The 17,176-nt window shown below is 73.1% G+C and carries 15 protein-coding genes; 9 read left to right on the top strand and 6 right to left on the bottom strand.

The window, feature by feature from the left end; all coding sequences use genetic code 11:
- Positions 1-36 precede the first annotated feature (36 nt).
- The 6 genes from ACZ4U4_RS03210 (at position 37) to ACZ4U4_RS03185 (ending at position 7,565) form a co-directional block, all read left to right on the top strand.
- Complete coding sequence (locus ACZ4U4_RS03210) at positions 37-1,329, top strand: M18 family aminopeptidase (RefSeq protein ID WP_467868711.1); 1,293 nt, start codon at positions 37-39, stop codon at positions 1,327-1,329.
- 1 nt (position 1,330) lies between these two features.
- Positions 1,331-3,223 carry an AfsR/SARP family transcriptional regulator gene (locus tag ACZ4U4_RS03205; RefSeq protein ID WP_467868707.1) on the top strand — a complete coding sequence of 631 codons (1,893 nt, stop codon included), beginning with the start codon at positions 1,331-1,333 and terminating at the stop codon, positions 3,221-3,223.
- Positions 3,224-3,498: 275 nt separating this feature from the next.
- Positions 3,499-4,290 carry a DUF4232 domain-containing protein gene (locus ACZ4U4_RS03200; RefSeq protein WP_467868705.1) on the top strand — a complete coding sequence of 264 codons (792 nt, stop codon included), beginning with the start codon at positions 3,499-3,501 and terminating at the stop codon, positions 4,288-4,290.
- Positions 4,291-4,630: 340 nt separating this feature from the next.
- Positions 4,631-5,581: an NlpC/P60 family protein gene (locus tag ACZ4U4_RS03195; RefSeq protein WP_467868703.1), complete on the top strand. Its 951-nt coding sequence runs from the start codon at positions 4,631-4,633 to the stop codon at positions 5,579-5,581.
- Positions 5,582-5,733: 152 nt separating this feature from the next.
- Entirely contained in the window at positions 5,734-6,783 is a 1,050-nt protein-coding gene (locus tag ACZ4U4_RS03190; RefSeq protein WP_467868701.1) for a helix-turn-helix domain-containing protein, read from the top strand.
- A gap of 107 nt (positions 6,784-6,890) precedes the next feature.
- Positions 6,891-7,565 (top strand): hypothetical protein, encoded by a 675-nt coding sequence (locus ACZ4U4_RS03185; protein ID WP_467868699.1) that lies wholly within the window; start codon positions 6,891-6,893, stop codon positions 7,563-7,565.
- A 50-nt stretch (positions 7,566-7,615) separates the two neighbouring features.
- Here ACZ4U4_RS03185 and ACZ4U4_RS03180 read toward each other — a convergent pair whose 3' ends face one another.
- Positions 7,616-9,424, bottom strand: a complete 1,809-nt coding sequence (locus tag ACZ4U4_RS03180; RefSeq protein WP_467868697.1) for an NHL domain-containing thioredoxin family protein — start codon at positions 9,422-9,424, stop codon at positions 7,616-7,618.
- A 64-nt stretch (positions 9,425-9,488) separates the two neighbouring features.
- Between ACZ4U4_RS03180 and ACZ4U4_RS03175 the strand changes: the two genes are divergently transcribed.
- Positions 9,489-10,019, top strand: coding sequence for an LURP-one-related/scramblase family protein (locus ACZ4U4_RS03175; protein WP_467868695.1), 531 nt, complete (start codon positions 9,489-9,491; stop codon positions 10,017-10,019).
- 181 nt (positions 10,020-10,200) lie between these two features.
- Positions 10,201-11,025 (top strand): maleylpyruvate isomerase family mycothiol-dependent enzyme, encoded by an 825-nt coding sequence (locus ACZ4U4_RS03170; RefSeq protein WP_467868693.1) that lies wholly within the window; start codon positions 10,201-10,203, stop codon positions 11,023-11,025.
- Between the two features lie 155 nt (positions 11,026-11,180).
- Here ACZ4U4_RS03170 and ACZ4U4_RS03165 read toward each other — a convergent pair whose 3' ends face one another.
- The 3 genes from ACZ4U4_RS03165 to ACZ4U4_RS03155 all read right to left on the bottom strand — a co-directional run bounded on the left by ACZ4U4_RS03165 (position 11,181) and on the right by ACZ4U4_RS03155 (position 14,211).
- A complete protein-coding gene (locus ACZ4U4_RS03165; RefSeq protein WP_467868691.1) occupies positions 11,181-12,503 on the bottom strand; it encodes an MFS transporter in 1,323 nt (440 codons plus the stop codon).
- A complete protein-coding gene (locus ACZ4U4_RS03160; protein ID WP_467868689.1) occupies positions 12,500-13,195 on the bottom strand; it encodes a GntR family transcriptional regulator in 696 nt (231 codons plus the stop codon). The genes ACZ4U4_RS03165 and ACZ4U4_RS03160 overlap by 4 nt, the downstream gene beginning before the upstream one ends.
- 176 nt (positions 13,196-13,371) lie before the next feature.
- Positions 13,372-14,211, bottom strand: a complete 840-nt coding sequence (locus tag ACZ4U4_RS03155) for a GNAT family N-acetyltransferase (RefSeq protein ID WP_467868687.1) — start codon at positions 14,209-14,211, stop codon at positions 13,372-13,374.
- A gap of 229 nt (positions 14,212-14,440) precedes the next feature.
- On the opposite strand from ACZ4U4_RS03155, the gene ACZ4U4_RS03150 reads away from it, so the two are divergent.
- Positions 14,441-14,617 carry a hypothetical protein gene (locus ACZ4U4_RS03150; RefSeq protein ID WP_467868685.1) on the top strand — a complete coding sequence of 59 codons (177 nt, stop codon included), beginning with the start codon at positions 14,441-14,443 and terminating at the stop codon, positions 14,615-14,617.
- A 94-nt stretch (positions 14,618-14,711) separates the two neighbouring features.
- Here the strand turns inward: ACZ4U4_RS03150 and ACZ4U4_RS03145 are convergent, their stop codons facing one another.
- Both ACZ4U4_RS03145 and ACZ4U4_RS03140 read right to left on the bottom strand, forming a co-directional pair.
- Positions 14,712-16,169, bottom strand: coding sequence for a dihydrolipoamide acetyltransferase family protein (locus ACZ4U4_RS03145; RefSeq protein ID WP_467868683.1), 1,458 nt, complete (start codon positions 16,167-16,169; stop codon positions 14,712-14,714).
- A gap of 22 nt (positions 16,170-16,191) precedes the next feature.
- The gene (locus ACZ4U4_RS03140; protein WP_467868681.1) at positions 16,192-17,175 is read right to left on the bottom strand and encodes an alpha-ketoacid dehydrogenase subunit beta; all 984 of its coding nucleotides are present in this window, start codon (positions 17,173-17,175) and stop codon (positions 16,192-16,194) included.
- Between the last annotated feature and the right edge of the window lies 1 nt (position 17,176).

The following is a 17,176-nucleotide window of genomic DNA, read 5'->3' as shown; positions in this document are numbered from 1 at the left end:
CGGTCCACCGGGGGCCCTCCTCCTTATGCTGGAGCCATGACCAACTCCACCCGCTTCGACCGAGGCCACACCGACGACCTGATGTCCTTCCTCGCCGCGAGCCCGTCCCCGTACCACGCGGTGGCGAACGCGGCGGCGCGGCTGGAAGAGGCGGGGTTCCGGCAGGTCGCGGAGACCGACGTCTGGGACGGCAGCCACGGCGGCAAGTACGTCCTGCGGGGCGGAGCGCTCATCGCCTGGTACGTCCCCGAAGGCGCCGGACCCGCCACCCCGTTCCGCATCCTCGGCGCCCACACCGACTCCCCCAACCTCCGGGTCAAACCGCTGCCGGACACCGGCGCGCACGGCTGGCGGCAGGTCGCCGTGGAGATCTACGGCGGCGCGCTGCTCAACACCTGGCTCGACCGGGACCTCGGCCTCTCCGGCCGGGTCACGCTGCGGGACGGCAGCCACCGCCTCGTCACCATCGACCGCGCGCTGCTGCGGGTGCCGCAACTCGCCATCCACCTCGACCGCTCGGTCAACTCCGACGGCCTCAAGCTCGACAAACAGCGCCACATGACGCCGATCTGGGGGCTGGGCGAGGTCACCGAGGGCGATCTGATCGCCTTCGTCGAGCAGGAGGCGCAGCTGCCCGCCGGTGAGGTCCGCGGCTGGGACCTGATGGCCCACAGCATCGAACCCCCCGCCTACCTGGGCCGCGACCGCGAACTGCTCGCCGGGCCGCGGATGGACAACCTGCTGTCCGTGCACGCCGGCACCGCCGCGCTGATCGCCGCCGCCGGAAGCGGCGAGCTGACCACCATCCCGGTGCTGGCCGCCTTCGACCACGAGGAGAACGGCAGCCAGTCCGACACCGGCGCCGACGGCCCGCTGCTCGGCTCGGTCCTGGAGCGTTCGGTCTTCGCCCGCGGCGGTGCGTACGAGGACCGGGCCCGCGCCTTCGCCGGGACCCTCTGCCTCTCCTCCGACACCGGGCACGCCGTCCACCCCAACTACGCCGAGCGGCACGAGCCGGGGCACCACCCGGTGCCCAACGGCGGCCCGATCCTGAAGGTGAACGTCAACCAGCGGTACGCCACGGACGGCGACGGGCGGGCGGTCTTCGCCGCCGCCTGTGAGCGCGCCGAGGTGCCCTGGCAGTCGTTCGTCTCGAACAACGCGATGCCGTGCGGCACCACGATCGGACCGATCACCGCCGCGCGGCACGGCATCACCACCGTCGATGTCGGCGTCGCCATCCTCTCCATGCACTCGGCACGTGAGCTGTGCGGCGCCGAGGACCCGTACCTGCTCGCGAACGCCCTGACGGCCTTCCTGGAGGGCTGAGTTGGACTTCTCACTGCTGGGCCCGATCGCCGTCACCACCGGCTCCGGGGAGCTGTCGCTCGGGCCGGCGAAACGGCGCAGTGTGCTGGCGCTGCTGCTGCTCCAGCCCAACACCACCGTCCCCCTGGAGCAGTTGATCGACTCGCTCTGGGAGGACGAGCCACCCGAACACGCCCGTACGGTCGTCCAGGGCCATGTCTCGCGGCTGCGCGCCACGCTGGCCCAGGGCGGCGCCGACGCGTACGGCATCGAGCTGACCACCCATGGCTCGGCCTATCTGCTGCGGCTGCCCGAGGAGCTGATCGACGCCCACCGCTTCGGTGAGCTCGTCGCGCTGGCCCGCCCGGAGGAGGCCGCTGCCGACGCGGTGCCGCTGCTGCGGGAGGCGCTGGGGCTGTGGCGCGGCCCGGCGCTGACCGGCACGGTCACCAGCCCGCCGTTCGCCGCCGCCGCACATGCGCTGGAGGAGCGGCGGCTGACCGCCGTCGAGGCGCTGGGCCGCGCCCACGGCGCGCTCGGCGCCCATGAACAGGCCGCGGCGGTGCTCTACAACGCCGCCGTCAACCACCCGCTGCGCGAGGGCCTGATCGCCGGTCTGATGCAGGCGCTGTTCCGTACCGGCCGTCAATCCGATGCGCTGGAGTGGTTCCACCGCACCCGTCGGCTGCTCAACGAGGAGCTGGGCGTCGACCCGGGCGAGCGGCTGCGCGGGGCGTACGAGGAGATCCTGCGGGCGGAGAAGGCCCGGCCGGCCGCGAAACCCTCCGCTGTTTCACGTGAAACAGCCGCCGGTCCGTCCGGCGCTCCGGCCGATGCCCGGGTGCCCGCGCAGGGAGGCCAGCCGTCCGGCGGCGCGAGCGGTTCCGGGCGGAGCGGCGCGGCGCCGCGGCTGCTGCCCCGGCCACCGGCGCGTTTCCTGGGGCGGGAGCATCAGCTCGCGGCGCTCACCGCGATCCTGACGCCCCGTACACCGCAGGAGAGTCCGCTCGCGGTGGTCGCCGGTCCCGCCGGGGTCGGCAAGACGGCGTGTGCCGTGCAGTGGGCGCACCAGCACGCCGCGGCGTTCCCGGACGGTCAGCTCTTCGCCGATCTGCGCGGCTTCGGGGAGGGCGACGAGGCGGCACCGGCCGAGATCCTCCGTGACTTCCTGCTGGCGCTGGGCACCCCGCCGGAGCGGGTGCCGTCCTCCGCGGAGGCGGCGTCCGCGCTGTTCCGGTCGCTGGTGGCCGAGCGGCGGCTGCTGGTCGTCCTCGACAACGCGCGCGGTTCCGCGCAGGTGCGGCCGCTGCTGCCCGGCGGCCGGCACTGCGCCACCGTCGTCACCAGCCGCAGCCGTCTCGACGGGCTGGTCGCCACCGACTGGGCCCGGCCCGTCGGGCTGCAGGCGATGGGCCACGAGGAGGGCGCGGCGCTGCTGGGCGCGATGCTCGGCGCCGAGCGGGTGGCCGAGGACCCGGCGGCGGCACAGGAGCTGGTCGCGCTCTGCGACGGGCTGCCGCTGGCGCTGCGGGCCGCCGCCGCGCAGCTGACGGCCCGTCCGCGCTGGCGGCTGGCCCGGCTGGCCGCGGCGCTGCGCGACGAGCGGCGGCGGCTGGCGCTGCTGTCCGCCGAGGACACCGGCATCGCGGCCGCGCTGCGGATGTCCGTGGCCCGGCTGTCGGCCGACGACGCCCGGCTGCTCAGCGCGCTGGCCACCAGCGCCGACGGGCACCTGAACTCGTCGGTGGCGGCGGCCCTCGCCGGGTACGACCAGGAGCGCACGCAGGACGCGCTGGACCGGCTCGCGGAGATGCACCTGGTGGACGAGGAGTCCACCGACGTCTACACGATCAGCACGCTCACCCAGCTGTTCGCCCGCGACGAGCGGGGAGAGGGGGACGGGCCGAGGGCCTGAGCGGCGCCGCGAGACGGGTCGGGCCGGTCGGGTGAGACCCGGCGGGCGCCCGGCCCGACGGCCGCTCCCGGTGGCGTGGCGTACGGTCCCGACCGGCGGGCGCCCGGCCTCGCGGGAACGGCCGGACGCCCCGGCTCCGGCGAGGCCGCGGCGCGCGCTCCCGAGCACCGGCCCCGTCGCGTTAGGCGTCCGTTAGCGGTGCGGCAGCGGCGGTCGGCAAGGTGGTGGACAGCTCGCAGGAGACCGTCAGCCACCGCCCACCGGGGGAGACCGCCATGACACGTACGTCGCAGCCGCAGTCGGCACCGCGCACCCGGCGGATCGGGATGCGTCTCGCGGCGGCGGGTCTCGTCGCCGTCGCCGGGTTCTCCCTCACCGCCTGCGGTCAGCCGGGGGAGCGGCTCAAGACCAGCGACGGGCGGCCCTTCGAGGCGGCGCCGCAGGACAGCCTCGACACCGCCACGCCCGGCAAGAACGGCGGGGTCCACACGGACGGCGGCCAGGCGAACGGCACCGGCGCCGGCAAGGAGAACAAGGCCACCACGTCCGGCTCCGGCGGCGGGCAGGCCGACTCCGGCCACACCGGCAGCGGCGGCGGCAGCGGCACCGGCGGCACGACGCAGCCCCCGGCGGACAGCGGCGGCGACAGGGCCTGCGACCCGGCGCACCTCAACATCCTCGCCACGGAGCTGCCCCGGCCCGTCAACCACCTTCTCCTGCGGGTCAAGAACACCTCCGGCGCCACCTGCAACCTGTACTCCTACCCGTTCCTCCGGTTCGACGAGGCACAGTCGCCGCTCGCCCCGCTGGAGGACAGCAAGCCGCAGGCGGTGGTCACCCTCGCCCCCGGTGAGTCCGGCTACGCCGCGATCATGACCTCGTCCGCCGACGGCAGTGGGACCAACGGCCACCAGCGGTCGTCGCTGCACGTCAGCCTGGCCGACCGCGACGGGCAGGGCGGCAGCGGCGAGGTGCCGGTCACGCTGCCCGGCGGCTCCGCCTACCTCGACGACAGCGCATGGGTCACGTACTGGCAGTCGGACGCCGCCTCCGCCACCAACTGGTAGGCCACCCCGGGGCATCCGCCCCCCCGAGAACCAGGGCGCCCGCATCCCCCAGCGGGCGCCCTGACCGTTGTCCGGGACGCCCCGGACGCCGCGCGCCGCCGTCCCGTCATGTCCCGGGCGCCGCGCCCCACGTCCCGTTCCACCCCGTCGCGGCGGGCGTCCCCGCAGGTCACCCGGGTGGGACGGCGGCCGGACGTCCCACGGGACAGCCGCGCCCCGATCCGCCCTCCGTGGCGCTCCACGATTGCTCCGCCGCCGCACTCCCGGTGCCGAGCCCCGACGGGCCGGTCGCCCGCGGCGGCGCTGCACACGGAACGTACGGCACAGAAGGGGACATCGGATGCGCGGCCAGAGCACCACGGACACGGCGTACGGCACCACCCTCGCGGGCAACGGCGAGGGCCCGGCGGCGGACGGCTCCACAGCTACGGACACCCGGCGGACCGGACGGCGGATGCTGCGGCGGGTGCTGCCCGCCCTCGCCGCCGCCGGTCTCGGCATCACCGCCTTCGCAGGCGCGGCCCACGGCCAGACCGTCTCCGCCCACCCCGTCGCCGCGCAGGCGGCCGAGGCGTCGTCCTTCCCGACCTGGGGCACCCGCTGGGTGGTGCACTCCTCCGCCGACGCCGGTTCCCCCTCCGTCGGCATGATCAACAAGACCGCCGCCGGACAGGACCGGATCACCGCCGACTACCAGGTCGACACCGGCCGCAAGGTCTGCGAGGGCGACGCCTGCTCCACCTACATGGCGCATGTGACCGGCCCCGTCGAGGGCTTCCTCAGTGTCGTCGCGGTGGCGATACCCGAGGACCGGCTGCCGGGTGTGCCGGTCAAGGACGGCCCGGCGCCGCAGGAGCCGAGCGCCTCCCGCGCGGAGATGCTGCGGCGCGCGGAGACCTGGCTCACCGCGAACGACGGCGCGCAGGTCCCGTACAGCCAGACCTCGTACTGGAAGGACGGCTACCGGCAGGACTGCTCGGGCTATGTGTCGATGACGCTCGGCCTGCCGACGCCGGGCACCAACACGGTCGGGCTGGCGAACGACCGCTCGCTGACCCGCCCGATCTCCCTCGGCGAGCTGACCCCCGGTGACCTGCTGATCGACGCGGACGGCGACAGCAACACCCGCCATGTCGTGATCTTCGAGAAGTGGAACGACGACGCCCACAGCTCGTACACCGCGTACGAGCAGCGCGGCGGCCACGGCACCGACCACCGCACCCTGACCTACGGGCTGCCCGGTGGCGACCAGGAGTTCAAGCCCTACCGCCCGGTGGCCTTCGGCGACTGATCCGTGGGGTGCGCCCGTAGGGGGCGACGGGCGCACCGGGCTCGCGGGCCGGGTCAGGTTCCGGTCCGAACCGGGTCACGAGGGGCACTTCTGCCGCAGGGGAGCGGGAGTGCCCCTCGCATGCAGGGTTCCGCTGTGCTGGAATGCAGGGCGTGCCTGGCCACCAGAACCGCGCCGCGAACGTCCGCCGCAAACCGCTCGCGCCGCTGCCCGCCGAACTCACCGGACCCGTACGGGACTTCGTCACGGCCCTCCGGCGGATGCACGGCGAACTGGGCTACAGCCTCAAGGAGATGGAATCCCGGCTGCCGGCCAGCCGCTCCTCGCTCTCCCGGTATCTGCGCGGCCAGAGCCTGCCGGACGAACGGCTGCTGGTGGAGTGGTGCAAGCTCTCCTTCACCGGGGAGGACCGGCTGCCCGCCCTCGTCGCACTGCTCCATGCGGCCTGCGTGGCACAGGAGTCGGCGGGTGAGGCGGAGAAGGCAGACGGGGCTGATGGGGCAGAGGGGGCCGCTGCCGCCGGGCCCTCGGGGGAGTCCCCGGCCCCCGCCGCGGCCGAGACCGGCGCTGCCGCTGCCGTATCCGCGTCGGCCGAGGCCGTGCCCGCCGTCGTCGCGCCGCAGCCGCCCGGGGCCGTCGCCGTCCCCGGCCCTCGATCGGCACCGCCGGTCCCGGTGCCCGCACCTGCCGCGTACGCCGCGCCCGCCGCCGTCCGCCCCGGGCGGCGGCGGTCCCTGCTCATCGGGCTCGGCGCCGCCGTCGCCGTCGCCGTCGCGCTCACCGTCCTCGTGCTCACCGGCACCGGACGGGACTCCGGTACGGAATCCGGGACGACGGACGCGACCGACACCGCGGCCCGGAACACCCCGACACGAGCCCCGGCCGGCCCGGGCGCCACCGTCAAGGTGTTCAACGTCGAACGCAGCTGCCGCGGCGGCCACGGCCCCAACTGCGCGCTGGGGCTGGCCCACGACCCGTACGAGTTCTACCGCCGCCCCAACGTCGCCGGTCATGTCTGGCATGACGACGCCCTGCACGCCCGGTGCCGGATCGCCGACGGGGTCTCCGTCACCGACGAGGCCGGCGGGCACAGCAGCATCTGGCTACGCGTCGACCACGCCGGTGGTCAGGCGTGGATGCCGGGCATCCGCATCCGTCCGGAACAGCTCCAGAACATCGATCTGCCGGTGTGCCACCACTGATCCGGGCCGGCCTTCGAAGGCCCTGGTGCGGTGGGCGCGAATCGATATCGTGGCGGTGCCATGACAGACAGCTCGCTGTGCGCAGCGAACCACTGGGGGAACCACTCATGACCGCACGCCGCCGTTCCGTCGCCGCCGCGACGCTGGCCGCAGCGCTCTGCGGCACGCTCGCGCTGACGGGCTGCACCCACTCCACGTCCTCGAAGTCCCGGAGGCACTCCTCGTCCTCCTCGTCCTCGTCGGTCTCCAAGGACAGGAAGAAGAACAAGAAGAAGCACCGCTTCATCGGCGCGGGGGCGGCGGGCGTCGGCGCGGGGACGGCGGCCCACCGGGCCCGGCCCACCCAGTGCGTGGCGGGGCCCACCAAGCTCAAGGCGGTGTCCGAGACCAATCCGTCCGTCCTGGTGCTCACCTACCACAACCCGCTCGGCCGCCCCTGCATCCTGCACGGCGCCCCGCAGATCTTCGTCAACGACTCCACGACCCCGCTGGGCTTCCTGGAGGGCGACCCCAAGGACGACTTCATCGGCCGTCAGGTCACCGTCCGGCCGCGCTCCGACGCCTACGCGCTGATCCCCACCACCACGCCGGCCACGAAGGGCACCAGGCCCCTCGACAAGCTGACGATCAGCCTCACGGACAGCCGCGGGGTGAAGCGGGGCGGCGGGGCGTACCTCTCCTCCTCGCAGTACCAGCCGCGGTACGCCACCCAGCAGGCGAAGGTCGGCCCCTGGTACTCCAGCCTCCCCGAGGCGCGGATCGAGGCGGGCGTCTCCCGGTGAGCCGCGACCGGTGACCGGACGGCGCCGCGCCGCCGGTCACCGGCCCGCCGTCAGCCCTCCGCGTCGTGCCCCGCGAGCACCAGGCCGAGCCGGGCCCGGCCGCCGTCGGTGACCTGCACCGGAACGCCCCAGTCCTGCTGGTGCACATGGCAGGCCGGGTACTCGATCGCCGGATCGTCGTCGCAGGACGCGGCCATCGCCGAGACATGCAGCACGCCCTCGGTGACGCCGTCCGCGAGCGTCAGCTCCCGGGTCAGATCGGTGCCCGCACCCGCGCCGCCGGCCAGCAGTTCCGGCGGGGTGGCGCTGACCAGCAGCCGGGTCGACGGCCCGTAGCGGGTGTCCAGCTTCTGCCCGTCCGGCGCCTGGAAGACGACGTCGAGGCGGAGCGCACCGGGCGCCACCTCCGTCGCCGCGCGCTGTGTGCGGTGTGCGACCGCCGCGACCCGGACCGCCTCCTCGGGCAGCCGCAGCCGGGTCAGCCGGTGCCGCGCCGACTCCACCACCACGATGTCGTCGCCGACGAGCACCGCGTCGGACGGCTCGCGCAGATCCGTCGCGAGCGTCGTCACCTCACCGGTCTCCGGGTCGAAGCGGCGCAGTGCGTGGTTGTACGTGTCGCAGACGGCGACCGAACCGTCCGGCAGCGCGGTGACGCCCAGCGGATGCTGGAGCAGGGCCTGCTCCGCCGCGCCGTCGCGGTGGCCGAAGTCGAAGAGTCCGGTGCCGACGGCCGTCCGCACCGCGTAGCCGTCGTCGTCGGTGCGCTCCACCCAGCGCACCGCGCTGGTCTCCGAGTCGGCGACCCACAGCCGGTCGCCGCCGTCCGCGAGTCCGGACGGCTGCGCGAACCACGCCTCGGCGGCGGGCCCGTCGACCAGCCCCTCGTTGGTGGTGCCCGCGACCGCCTCGACGGTGCCGGTGGCCGGGTCGTACGTCCACAGCTGGTGGACACCGGCCATCGCGATCCAGAGGCGCTCCTGCCACCAGGCGAGGTCCCACGGCGAGGAGAGGTCGACCTCGCGCGCGGGGCCCGCGACCGGCGAGCCCTGCCACCACTGGCGGCCGGTGCCGGCGACGGTCTCGACCGTGCCGGTCTCCGGGTCGAAGACGCGCAGGGCGTGGTTGACGGTGTCGGCGACGGCGACCGTGCCGTCGGGCAGCAGCGCCAGGCCCTGCGGTTCGTTGAAGGCGTCGGGGCCGAAACCGCGCTCGCCGCTGCCGATCCGGCGGACCACCTGCTCACCGTCGGGCGCCAGCTCCACGAGCTGATGACGGGTGGTGTCCGAGACGAGGAGGTTCCCGGACGGCAGCGCCACCGCCTTGCCGGGGAAGCGCAGATCGGTGGCGACGGGCTCCGGCGGGACGTACGGGCCGTCACCGCGGCGCAGCGTGCCCTTGGCGGTGTGCTCCGCGATCAGCTTCTCGACCAGCGTCGCCAGGGCATGGGCGTGGCCCTCACCGGCGTGCTGGGCGACGACGTACCCCTCGGGGTCGATGACGACGAGGGTGGGCCAGGCGCGGACCGCGTACTGCTTCCAGGTGGCCAGCTCCGGGTCGTCCAGGACCGGGTGCTCGACGCCGTACCGCTCGACCGCGTCGACGACCGCCTGGTGATCGGCCTCGTGCACGAATTTGGGGGAGTGCACGCCGACGATCACGACGGTGTCGCGGTGGCGTTCCTCCAGCTCCCGCAGCTCGTCGAGGACGTGCAGACAGTTCACACAGCAGAAGGTCCAGAAGTCGAGGACGACGATGCGCCCCCGCAGATCGGCGAGGGTCAGTTCCTTGTCGCCAGTGTTCAGCCAGCCGCCCTTGCCGATCAGCTCGGGGGCCCTGACGCGCGCACGTGAAGCCATGACTCCATTCAACGTCACCCACCTGACCACGCATTCCGGCGGGGCGGCGGGGAACACGTCAGCAATGCAGCCATTCTCCGGGGGCCACGCCCCGTCCTCCCGCACCTACCTCGTCCGCGACCGGATCTTCGGGATCGGCGACGACTACTGGATCGACGACGAACACGGCCACCACGCCTTCCTCGTCGACGGCAAGGCGCTGCGGCTGCGGGAGACCTTCGAGCTGAAGGACACCGACGGCCGGGTGCTGATCACGCTGCGCAAGAAGATGCTGAGCCTGCGCGATGCGATGACCATCGAGCGGGACGACCGGCCGCTCGCCACCATCCGCCGCAAGCGGCTGTCGCTGCTGCGCAACCACTACCGCGTGGAACTGGTCGACGGCACCGAACTGGACGTGAGCGGCAAGATCCTGGACCGCGAGTTCGCCGTCGAGTACGAGGGGGAGCTGCTCGCCGAGATCTCCCGGCGCTGGCTGACGCTGCGCGACACCTACGGCCTCAAGGTCGTCCGCGAGGACGCCGACCCGACGCTGCTGATCGGGGTCGCGGTCTGCGTGATCCGCATGGCGGAGCGGGAGCGGGAGGACAACTGACGGCCCGCTGCGGCACGGGCGGTACGAGGGCGGGGCACAGTACCACCACGGCTGCCGGAAGACCTGGTTGCCGCCGGAAAAGTGCCTACGATGGTCACCCGAAAGCACTGCCGGGGTGCCCGTGCGCAGCGTAACTTAACTGCCAGACAGCAGCCCGCGTACGAATCGTCCGAGGGGTCACGTGACCGTCCATCCCAGCCTTCAATCCTCCATCGATGCCTGGACCCACTCCATAGAAGCGATAACCGAGCTGGTGACACCGCTCGCCGAGGGTGAGTGGAGCAGGGCGACGGACCTGCCGGGATGGTCGGTCCGCGATGTGGTCTCGCACGTCATCGGCCTGGAGTGCGAGATGCTCGGCGACCCGCGGCCGATCCACTCGCTGCCGCGCGATCTCTACCACGTGCAGAGCGAGTCGGCCCGGCGCATGGAGGTGCAGGTCGACGTCCGCCGTCACCACACCGCCCTGGAGATGGTCTCCGAACTGGAGTACACCGTCATCCGGCGCTCGCGGCAGCTGCGCAACGAGACCCGGCAGCCGGACGCACTGGTGCGCAGCCCGTTCGACGAGGACCGCACGCTGGAATTCGTGCTCCAGCTGCGGGCGTTCGACGTCTGGGTGCACGAGCAGGACCTGCGGCGGGCGCTCGGGGAGCCGGGCAATCTCGACTCCCCCGGTGCGCAGGTGGCCCGGGACATCCTGGTGCAGACGCTGCCGATCGTCGTCGCCAAGAAGGCGCAGGCGCCCGCCGGTTCCGCGGTGGTCTTCGATGTCACCGGTCCGCTGGAGTTCATGCGGACGGTCCGGGTGGATGCCGAGGGCCGCGGCACCGTCGACGGCAGTGTGTCGCTCGGGCCGACCGTGACCTTCGCGCTGGACTGGGACGTCTTCGCCCGGCTGGCCTGCGGCCGGACCCGTCCGCAGGCGGTGGCGGACCAGATCAAGATCGACGGTGACCAGGAGCTGGCCACGGCGATCCTGGAGCGGTTCGCCATCACGCCGTAGCCCGGCGACCGGTCGGCAGGACCGCCGCCGCGGTGTTTCACGTGAAACGCGGCGTGCGTTTCACGTGAAACACCGCTGATGATCAACCGTCCTTCCCCGCAGGGGAGTTGACGGACCCGCGCACAGCGGGACCTGGACCGGCGGTGTACCGGATGTCAGGCGGGGACGTGGACCGCCTCGACGCGGCTGACGCCCTGCCGCTCCCGCTCCCGGAGCACCGCACGGCGGCGCAGTCGCAGGATCTGCGACACCCCGAGCGCCTCCAGCACGAAGACCGACGAGAACGCGATGCTGTAGTCGTCTCCGGTCGCGTCCAGCAGCACACCGACGGCGAGCAGCGTCGACATCGAGGCCATGAAGCCGCCCATGTTGACGATGCCGGAGGCGGTGCCCTGACGCTCCGGCGGGTTGGCCGGGCGGGCGAAGTCGAAGCCGATCATCGAGGCGGGACCGCAGGCACCGAGCACCACGCAGAGCACGATCAGCAGCGCCATCGGCGCATGTGTGCCGGGCCAGAAGAGGGTGATGGCCCACAGTGCGGCGGTGACGCCGACGGTGCCCAGTGCCAGCGGCAGCCGGGCCGTGTGGTGACGGGCGATGATCTGGCCGTAGACCAGGCCGACCATCATGTTGGAGAGGACGATCAGGGTCAGCAGGGCGCCCGCGGTGGCCCGGGACAGGCCCTGCGCCTCGACGAGGAACGGCAGCCCCCACAGCAGCAGGAAGAACATCGCGGGGAACTGCGTGGTGAAGTGGATCCACATGCCCAGGCGGGTACCGGGCTCCCGCCAGGCGTCCACGATCTGCCGGCGGACGAAGGCGGCGCCGGTGTGGGTGGTGGGCGCGGGCGCCGGGGCGTAGCCCTCGGGGTGGTCCTTGAGGAAGAGCAGCAGCAGGACGAGGACGACCACACCGCCCGCCGCACTCCCGGCGAAGGTCACCGTCCAGCCCGCGGAGTGCAGCAGCCGGGCGAGGAGCAGCGTGGAGATGAGGTTGCCCGCCATGCCGACGAGCGCGGCGATCTGCGCGACCAGCGGCCCGCGCCGGGCCGGGAACCAGCGGGTCCCCAGCCGCAGCACGCTGATGAAGGTCAGCGCGTCACCGCAGCCGAGCAGCGCCCGCGAGCCGAGCGCCATGGCGTACGACTCGGAGAAGGCGAAGCCGAACTGGCCGACGGTGTAGAGGACGACACCCATGGCCAGCACCTTCTTGGTGCCGAGCCGGTCCACGAGCAGGCCGACGGGTATCTGCATGCCCGCATAGACCAGCAGCTGGAGGATCGAGAAGGTCGACAGCGCCGAGGCGTTGATGTGGAAGCGGTCGGCGGCGTCCAGACCCGCGACGCCCAGGCTGGTGCGGTAGGTGACGGCGACGAAGTAGACGGCGACGCCGATGCCCCAGACGGCCACGGCACGGGCGCCGCCGGGTGGGTCGCCGGGCAGGGACCGTGCCGTGGTGGTACCGGAATCGCCGCTCATCGGACGTCTCCCTGCGCGAGGTTGCGGACCCAGCTGACGTGGCGGTGCACGGCGGCGGTGGCCGCCTCGGAGTCGCCGGTGCGCAGCGCTTCGAGGATCTCGGCGTGCTCGGCGACGTTCTTGGCGATGCGGTCCGGATGGGCGTGCATCACCGCGACGCCCATCCGCAGCTGACGGTCGCGCAGCTGCTCGTAGAGGCGGTTGAGGATCTGGTTGCCGGTGTTGCGCACCAGGGCCGCGTGGAAGCAGCGGTCGGCGACGGAGACCGCCGCCAGATCGCCCGCCGCGGACCGCTCCTGCATGGTCCGCAGATGCCCGTCCAGCTCGTCGAGGAGCGCCTCGGACGCCGGAACGGCTCGGGCCGCGGCGTACTGCTCCACCAGCAGCCGGGTCTCGACGACGTCGGCGATCTCCTGTGCGGAGACCGGCAGCACCATCGCGCCCTTCTTCGGGTAGAGCTTGAGCAGCCCCTCGACCTCCAGGCGGAGCAGCGCCTCACGCACCGGCGTCCGCGACACCCCGACCGCCTCGGCCAGCTCGCCCTCGGTGAGCAGCATGCCGCCCTCGTAGCGGCGCTGGAGCACGGCGTCCTTCACATGCGTGTAGACGCGTTCGGCGGCGGGTGGCTGTTTGGCGTGCGGGGCCCCGGCGGCCTGCGGGCCGGGAACGGCGGGTGCGGAGACGGATGGCATGCACACAGGATAGATACAACAGGTATGCGTGCGTCGCCGCCATCCAGGATGCGGACAGGGACGGCCCGGGCGCGGGGCCGGAACCGATGGCTGGGGCGGGCGCGGGGCCGGAACCGATGGCCGGGGCGGGCCCGAAACCGCAGGTCAGAGCCGTGCGCAGGGCCCGCCCCGCCTGGTCAGTCGGCCATCAGCCCCTGGGCGACCAGCCGGTCGACGACCTGACCATGGGCCGGGGCGCAGCGCTCCCGCGCCTCCGCGCGGCCGAACCAGGCGTACTCCGCGATCTCCCGGCCGGGGCGCGGGGTGATGTCCTGCGGGCCGCCGGTGAAGCAGGTCATGTGCAGCCGGCGGCCGCCCTGCCCGTGGGCCACGTCGTGGATGACGAACGCCTCGGTCAGCTCCGCCGCCGGAACCGTCAGGCCCAGCTCCTCCGCCAGCTCCCGCGACAGCGCCTCCGGTGCGGTCTCGCCGTCCTCGTACTTGCCGCCGGGCAGGTAGAACGTGTCGTTGCCGCGCGTCCGCACGCTGAGCAGCCGTCCCTCACGCACATGCAGCCAGGACACCGACCGCAGCGGCGCGACACGGTCCAGGGCGATCACGGTCTCGCCCGTCTCCTCCTCGGAGCGGCGGGAGCGCTCGGTGAAGCCGAGGTGGTCGTAGAAGCGGCGGGCGCGGTCGTTGCGCTCGTAGACCTCCAGGGTCAGCGCACCGTGCAGCGTCGCGGCGTGCTCGATCAGCGCCCGGCCGGTGCCGTGTCCCTGCGCCTCGGGGTCGACGAAGAGCCCGCCGATCTCCGCGCCCATCAGCCCCAGCAGCCCGACGACGGCGCCGTCCCGCTCGGCGACCCAGTTGTCCGCCCGGACGAGGTACACCTCCCGGAGCATGCGGGCCCGCTCACCGCCGCCCTCACCGGGGAGGAAGGGGTGGGCCTGGCGGACGGCGCGGGACCACAGGTCGACGACGACGCTCTCGTCGTCTTCCCGGTAACGCCGGATGATCAAGTCGCTGGTGCTCATGGCACCGAAGCTAAGCACCGCCCTGGCCTGCGGCAAGTCCTTTTCGAACCGGTCCCCCGGGGCCCCGCTCACCGCAGTGTTCGTACGCCGCCGGTCCTTCGGAGGTGCGGTACGGGGTCCCTCTCAAGTCGTAGCCGGATCCGTACCTGACGCGTACGGGCGGGCCCGAAATCCATGGGTGAATGGAGGCATGACGCCGGGAAGGTTCCGGCACCCGAGGGGGAGAGACATGCAGAGCAGGACGAACACCACCCGCCGTGTCCGGACCACCGCCGTGGTGGTGCTGATCGCCGCCGCCGTCTGGGCCGGCACCACGGTGGTCCGCAACTCTTCGCACGCGGACACCTCCGCGCCGACCGGCCCGGTCGCCCACCTCCGGAACGCCGTCGAGCTCATCCGCGGCTGATCCACGCCGCCGGGCGACCGCCGCGTCACCGCACACAGCACAACGGCCGACCTCCGCGGATGCGAAGGCCGGCCGTTCTCCGTGCGCTACCGGGTCAGCCCCAGGTGATCAGCCGCTTCGGCTTCTCCAGGACGCCCGCGATGTCGGCGAGGAGCTTCGAGCCCAGCTCGCCGTCGATCAGCCGGTGGTCGAACGAGAGCGCCAGCGTGGTGACCTGACGGGGCTTGACCTTGCCCTTGTGGACCCACGGCTGGAGCTTGACCGCGCCGAAGGCGAGGATCGCCGACTCCCCCGGGTTGAGGATCGGCGTACCGGTGTCGACGCCGAAGACGCCGACGTTGGTGATGGTGACCGTCCCGCCGGACATGGCCGCCGGGGAGGTCTTGCCCTCGCGGGCGGTCGCCACCAGTTCGCTCAGCGCCTCGGCGAGCTGCGGCAGCGTCTTGGCGCCCGCGTCCTTGATGTTCGGCACGATCAGCCCGCGCGGGGTGGCCGCGGCGATGCCGAGGTTCACCTCGTGCTTCAGCACGATCTCCTGGTTCGCCTCGTCCCACGACGCATTGACCTCCGGGTGCCGCTTGAGGGCGACCAGGAACGCCTTCGCGACGAACAGCAGCGGGTTGACGCGCAGCCCCGCCATGTCCGGGTCCTGCTTCAGCTCCTGGACCAGCTTCATCGTGCGCGTCACATCGACGGTGATGAACTCCGTGACGTGCGGCGCGGTGAAGGCCGAGGCGACCATCGCCTGCGCGGTGGCCTTGCGGACGCCCTTGACCGGGATCCGGGTCTCCCCGGCCGCCGGTGCGGCGACCGCCTCCGGCAGCGCGGCGGAGACCGGCGCTGTTTCACGTGAAACAGGCGCCGCGGCGGCCGCGGCGGCGTGCACGTCCTCACGGGTGACGATCCCGTCGGCGCCGGTCGGCACCACCGTGGCCAGGTCGACGCCGAGGTCCTTGGCGAGCTTGCGCACCGGCGGCTTGGCCAGCGGCCGGGGAGCGCCGGGAACAGCCGGTGCAGACACGGCGGGCGCGGGCGCGGCCGGTGCCGGGGCGGCCGGTGCGGGCACCGCGGCCCGCCCGTTCAGCTCGGCCTGGAGCCCGGCGGTCGCCGGCTGCGCCGCGGGCTGCGGCTGCGCCTTGCGCGGCCGCCGCTTCGTCGACGCCGGGGCGGCGCCGTAGCCGACGAGCACCGCCTGGCGGCCCTGCGGCTCCTCGGCCTCGGCGGGCTCGGCGGGCTCCGGCTCGGCGGCCGGCGCGGATCCGGCCGACGGCGCGGGACCGGCGCCCGGGTCGGTGTCCACGGAGATGATGACGGTGCCGACGTCGACGGTGGTGCCCTCGTCGAAGTTGAGCGTGTGCACCACCCCGTCGTAGGGGATGGGCAGTTCGACGGCGGCCTTCGCGGTCTCGACCTCGCAGACGACCTGGCCGTCGGTGACGGTGTCACCGGGCCGGACGTACCACTTGAGGATCTCGGCCTCGGTGAGGCCCTCGCCCACGTCGGGCATCTTGAACTCGCGGAAACGCTGCGCCGAGGCGGTGGTTGCAGTCATGGTCACGGCTCTCCTCTCCCCCTCAGTACGCCAGCGCGCGGTCGACGGCGTCCAGCACCCGGTCCAGGCCCGGCAGGTACTCGTCCTCCAGGCGGGACGGCGGGTACGGCGCGTGGAAGCCGCCGACGCGCAGCACCGGGGCCTCCAGGTGGTAGAAGCAGCGCTCGGTGATCCGGGCGGCGATCTCGGCGCCCACCCCGAGGAAGACCGGCGCCTCGTGCACCAGGACCAGCCGGCCGGTCCGCTCGACCGACGCCTGGACGGTGTCGAAGTCGATGGGGGAGAGCGACCGCAGGTCGACGACCTCGATCGACTTGCCCTCCTCCGCCGCGACGTTGGCGACGTCCTGGCAGACCTTCACCATCGGGCCGTACGCCGCGAGCGTGAGGTCCGAGCCGCTGCGGGCGATCCGGGCGGAGTGCAGCGGGTCCGGGATCGCCTCGGTGTCCAGGCGCGACTTGTCGTGGTAGCGGCGCTTGGGCTCGAAGTAGATGACCGGGTCGTCCCCGGCGATGGCCTGCTGGAGCATCCAGTAGGCGTCCGAGGCGTTCGACGGCGTCACGCACTTGAGGCCCGCGACATGCGCGAACAGCGCCTCCGGCGACTCCGAGTGGTGCTCGACCGCGCCGATGCCGCCCGCGTACGGGATGCGGATGACGACGGGCACCTTGACCTTGCCCAGCGCCCGGGCGTGCATCTTCGCGAGCTGGGTGACGATCTGGTCGTAGGCGGGGAAGACGAACCCGTCGAACTGGATCTCCACGACCGGGCGGTAGCCGCGCAGCGCCAGGCCGATGGCGGTGCCGACGATGCCGGACTCGGCGAGCGGGGTGTCGATCACCCGCTCCTCGCCGAAGTCCTTCTGAAGGCCGTCGGTGACGCGGAAGACGCCGCCGAGCTTGCCGACGTCCTCACCCATCACGAGGACCTTGGGGTCGGCCTCCATGGAGGCGCGCAGTGAGGCGTTGATCGCCTTGGCGATGGTGATCTTCTCGTGGACGGCCATG

It is taken from the genome of Streptomyces sp. NPDC029159, from assembly GCF_055564055.1.
The sequence above is the reverse complement of the archived record's forward strand: the minus strand, read 5'-3'. Positions and strand labels throughout refer to the sequence as shown.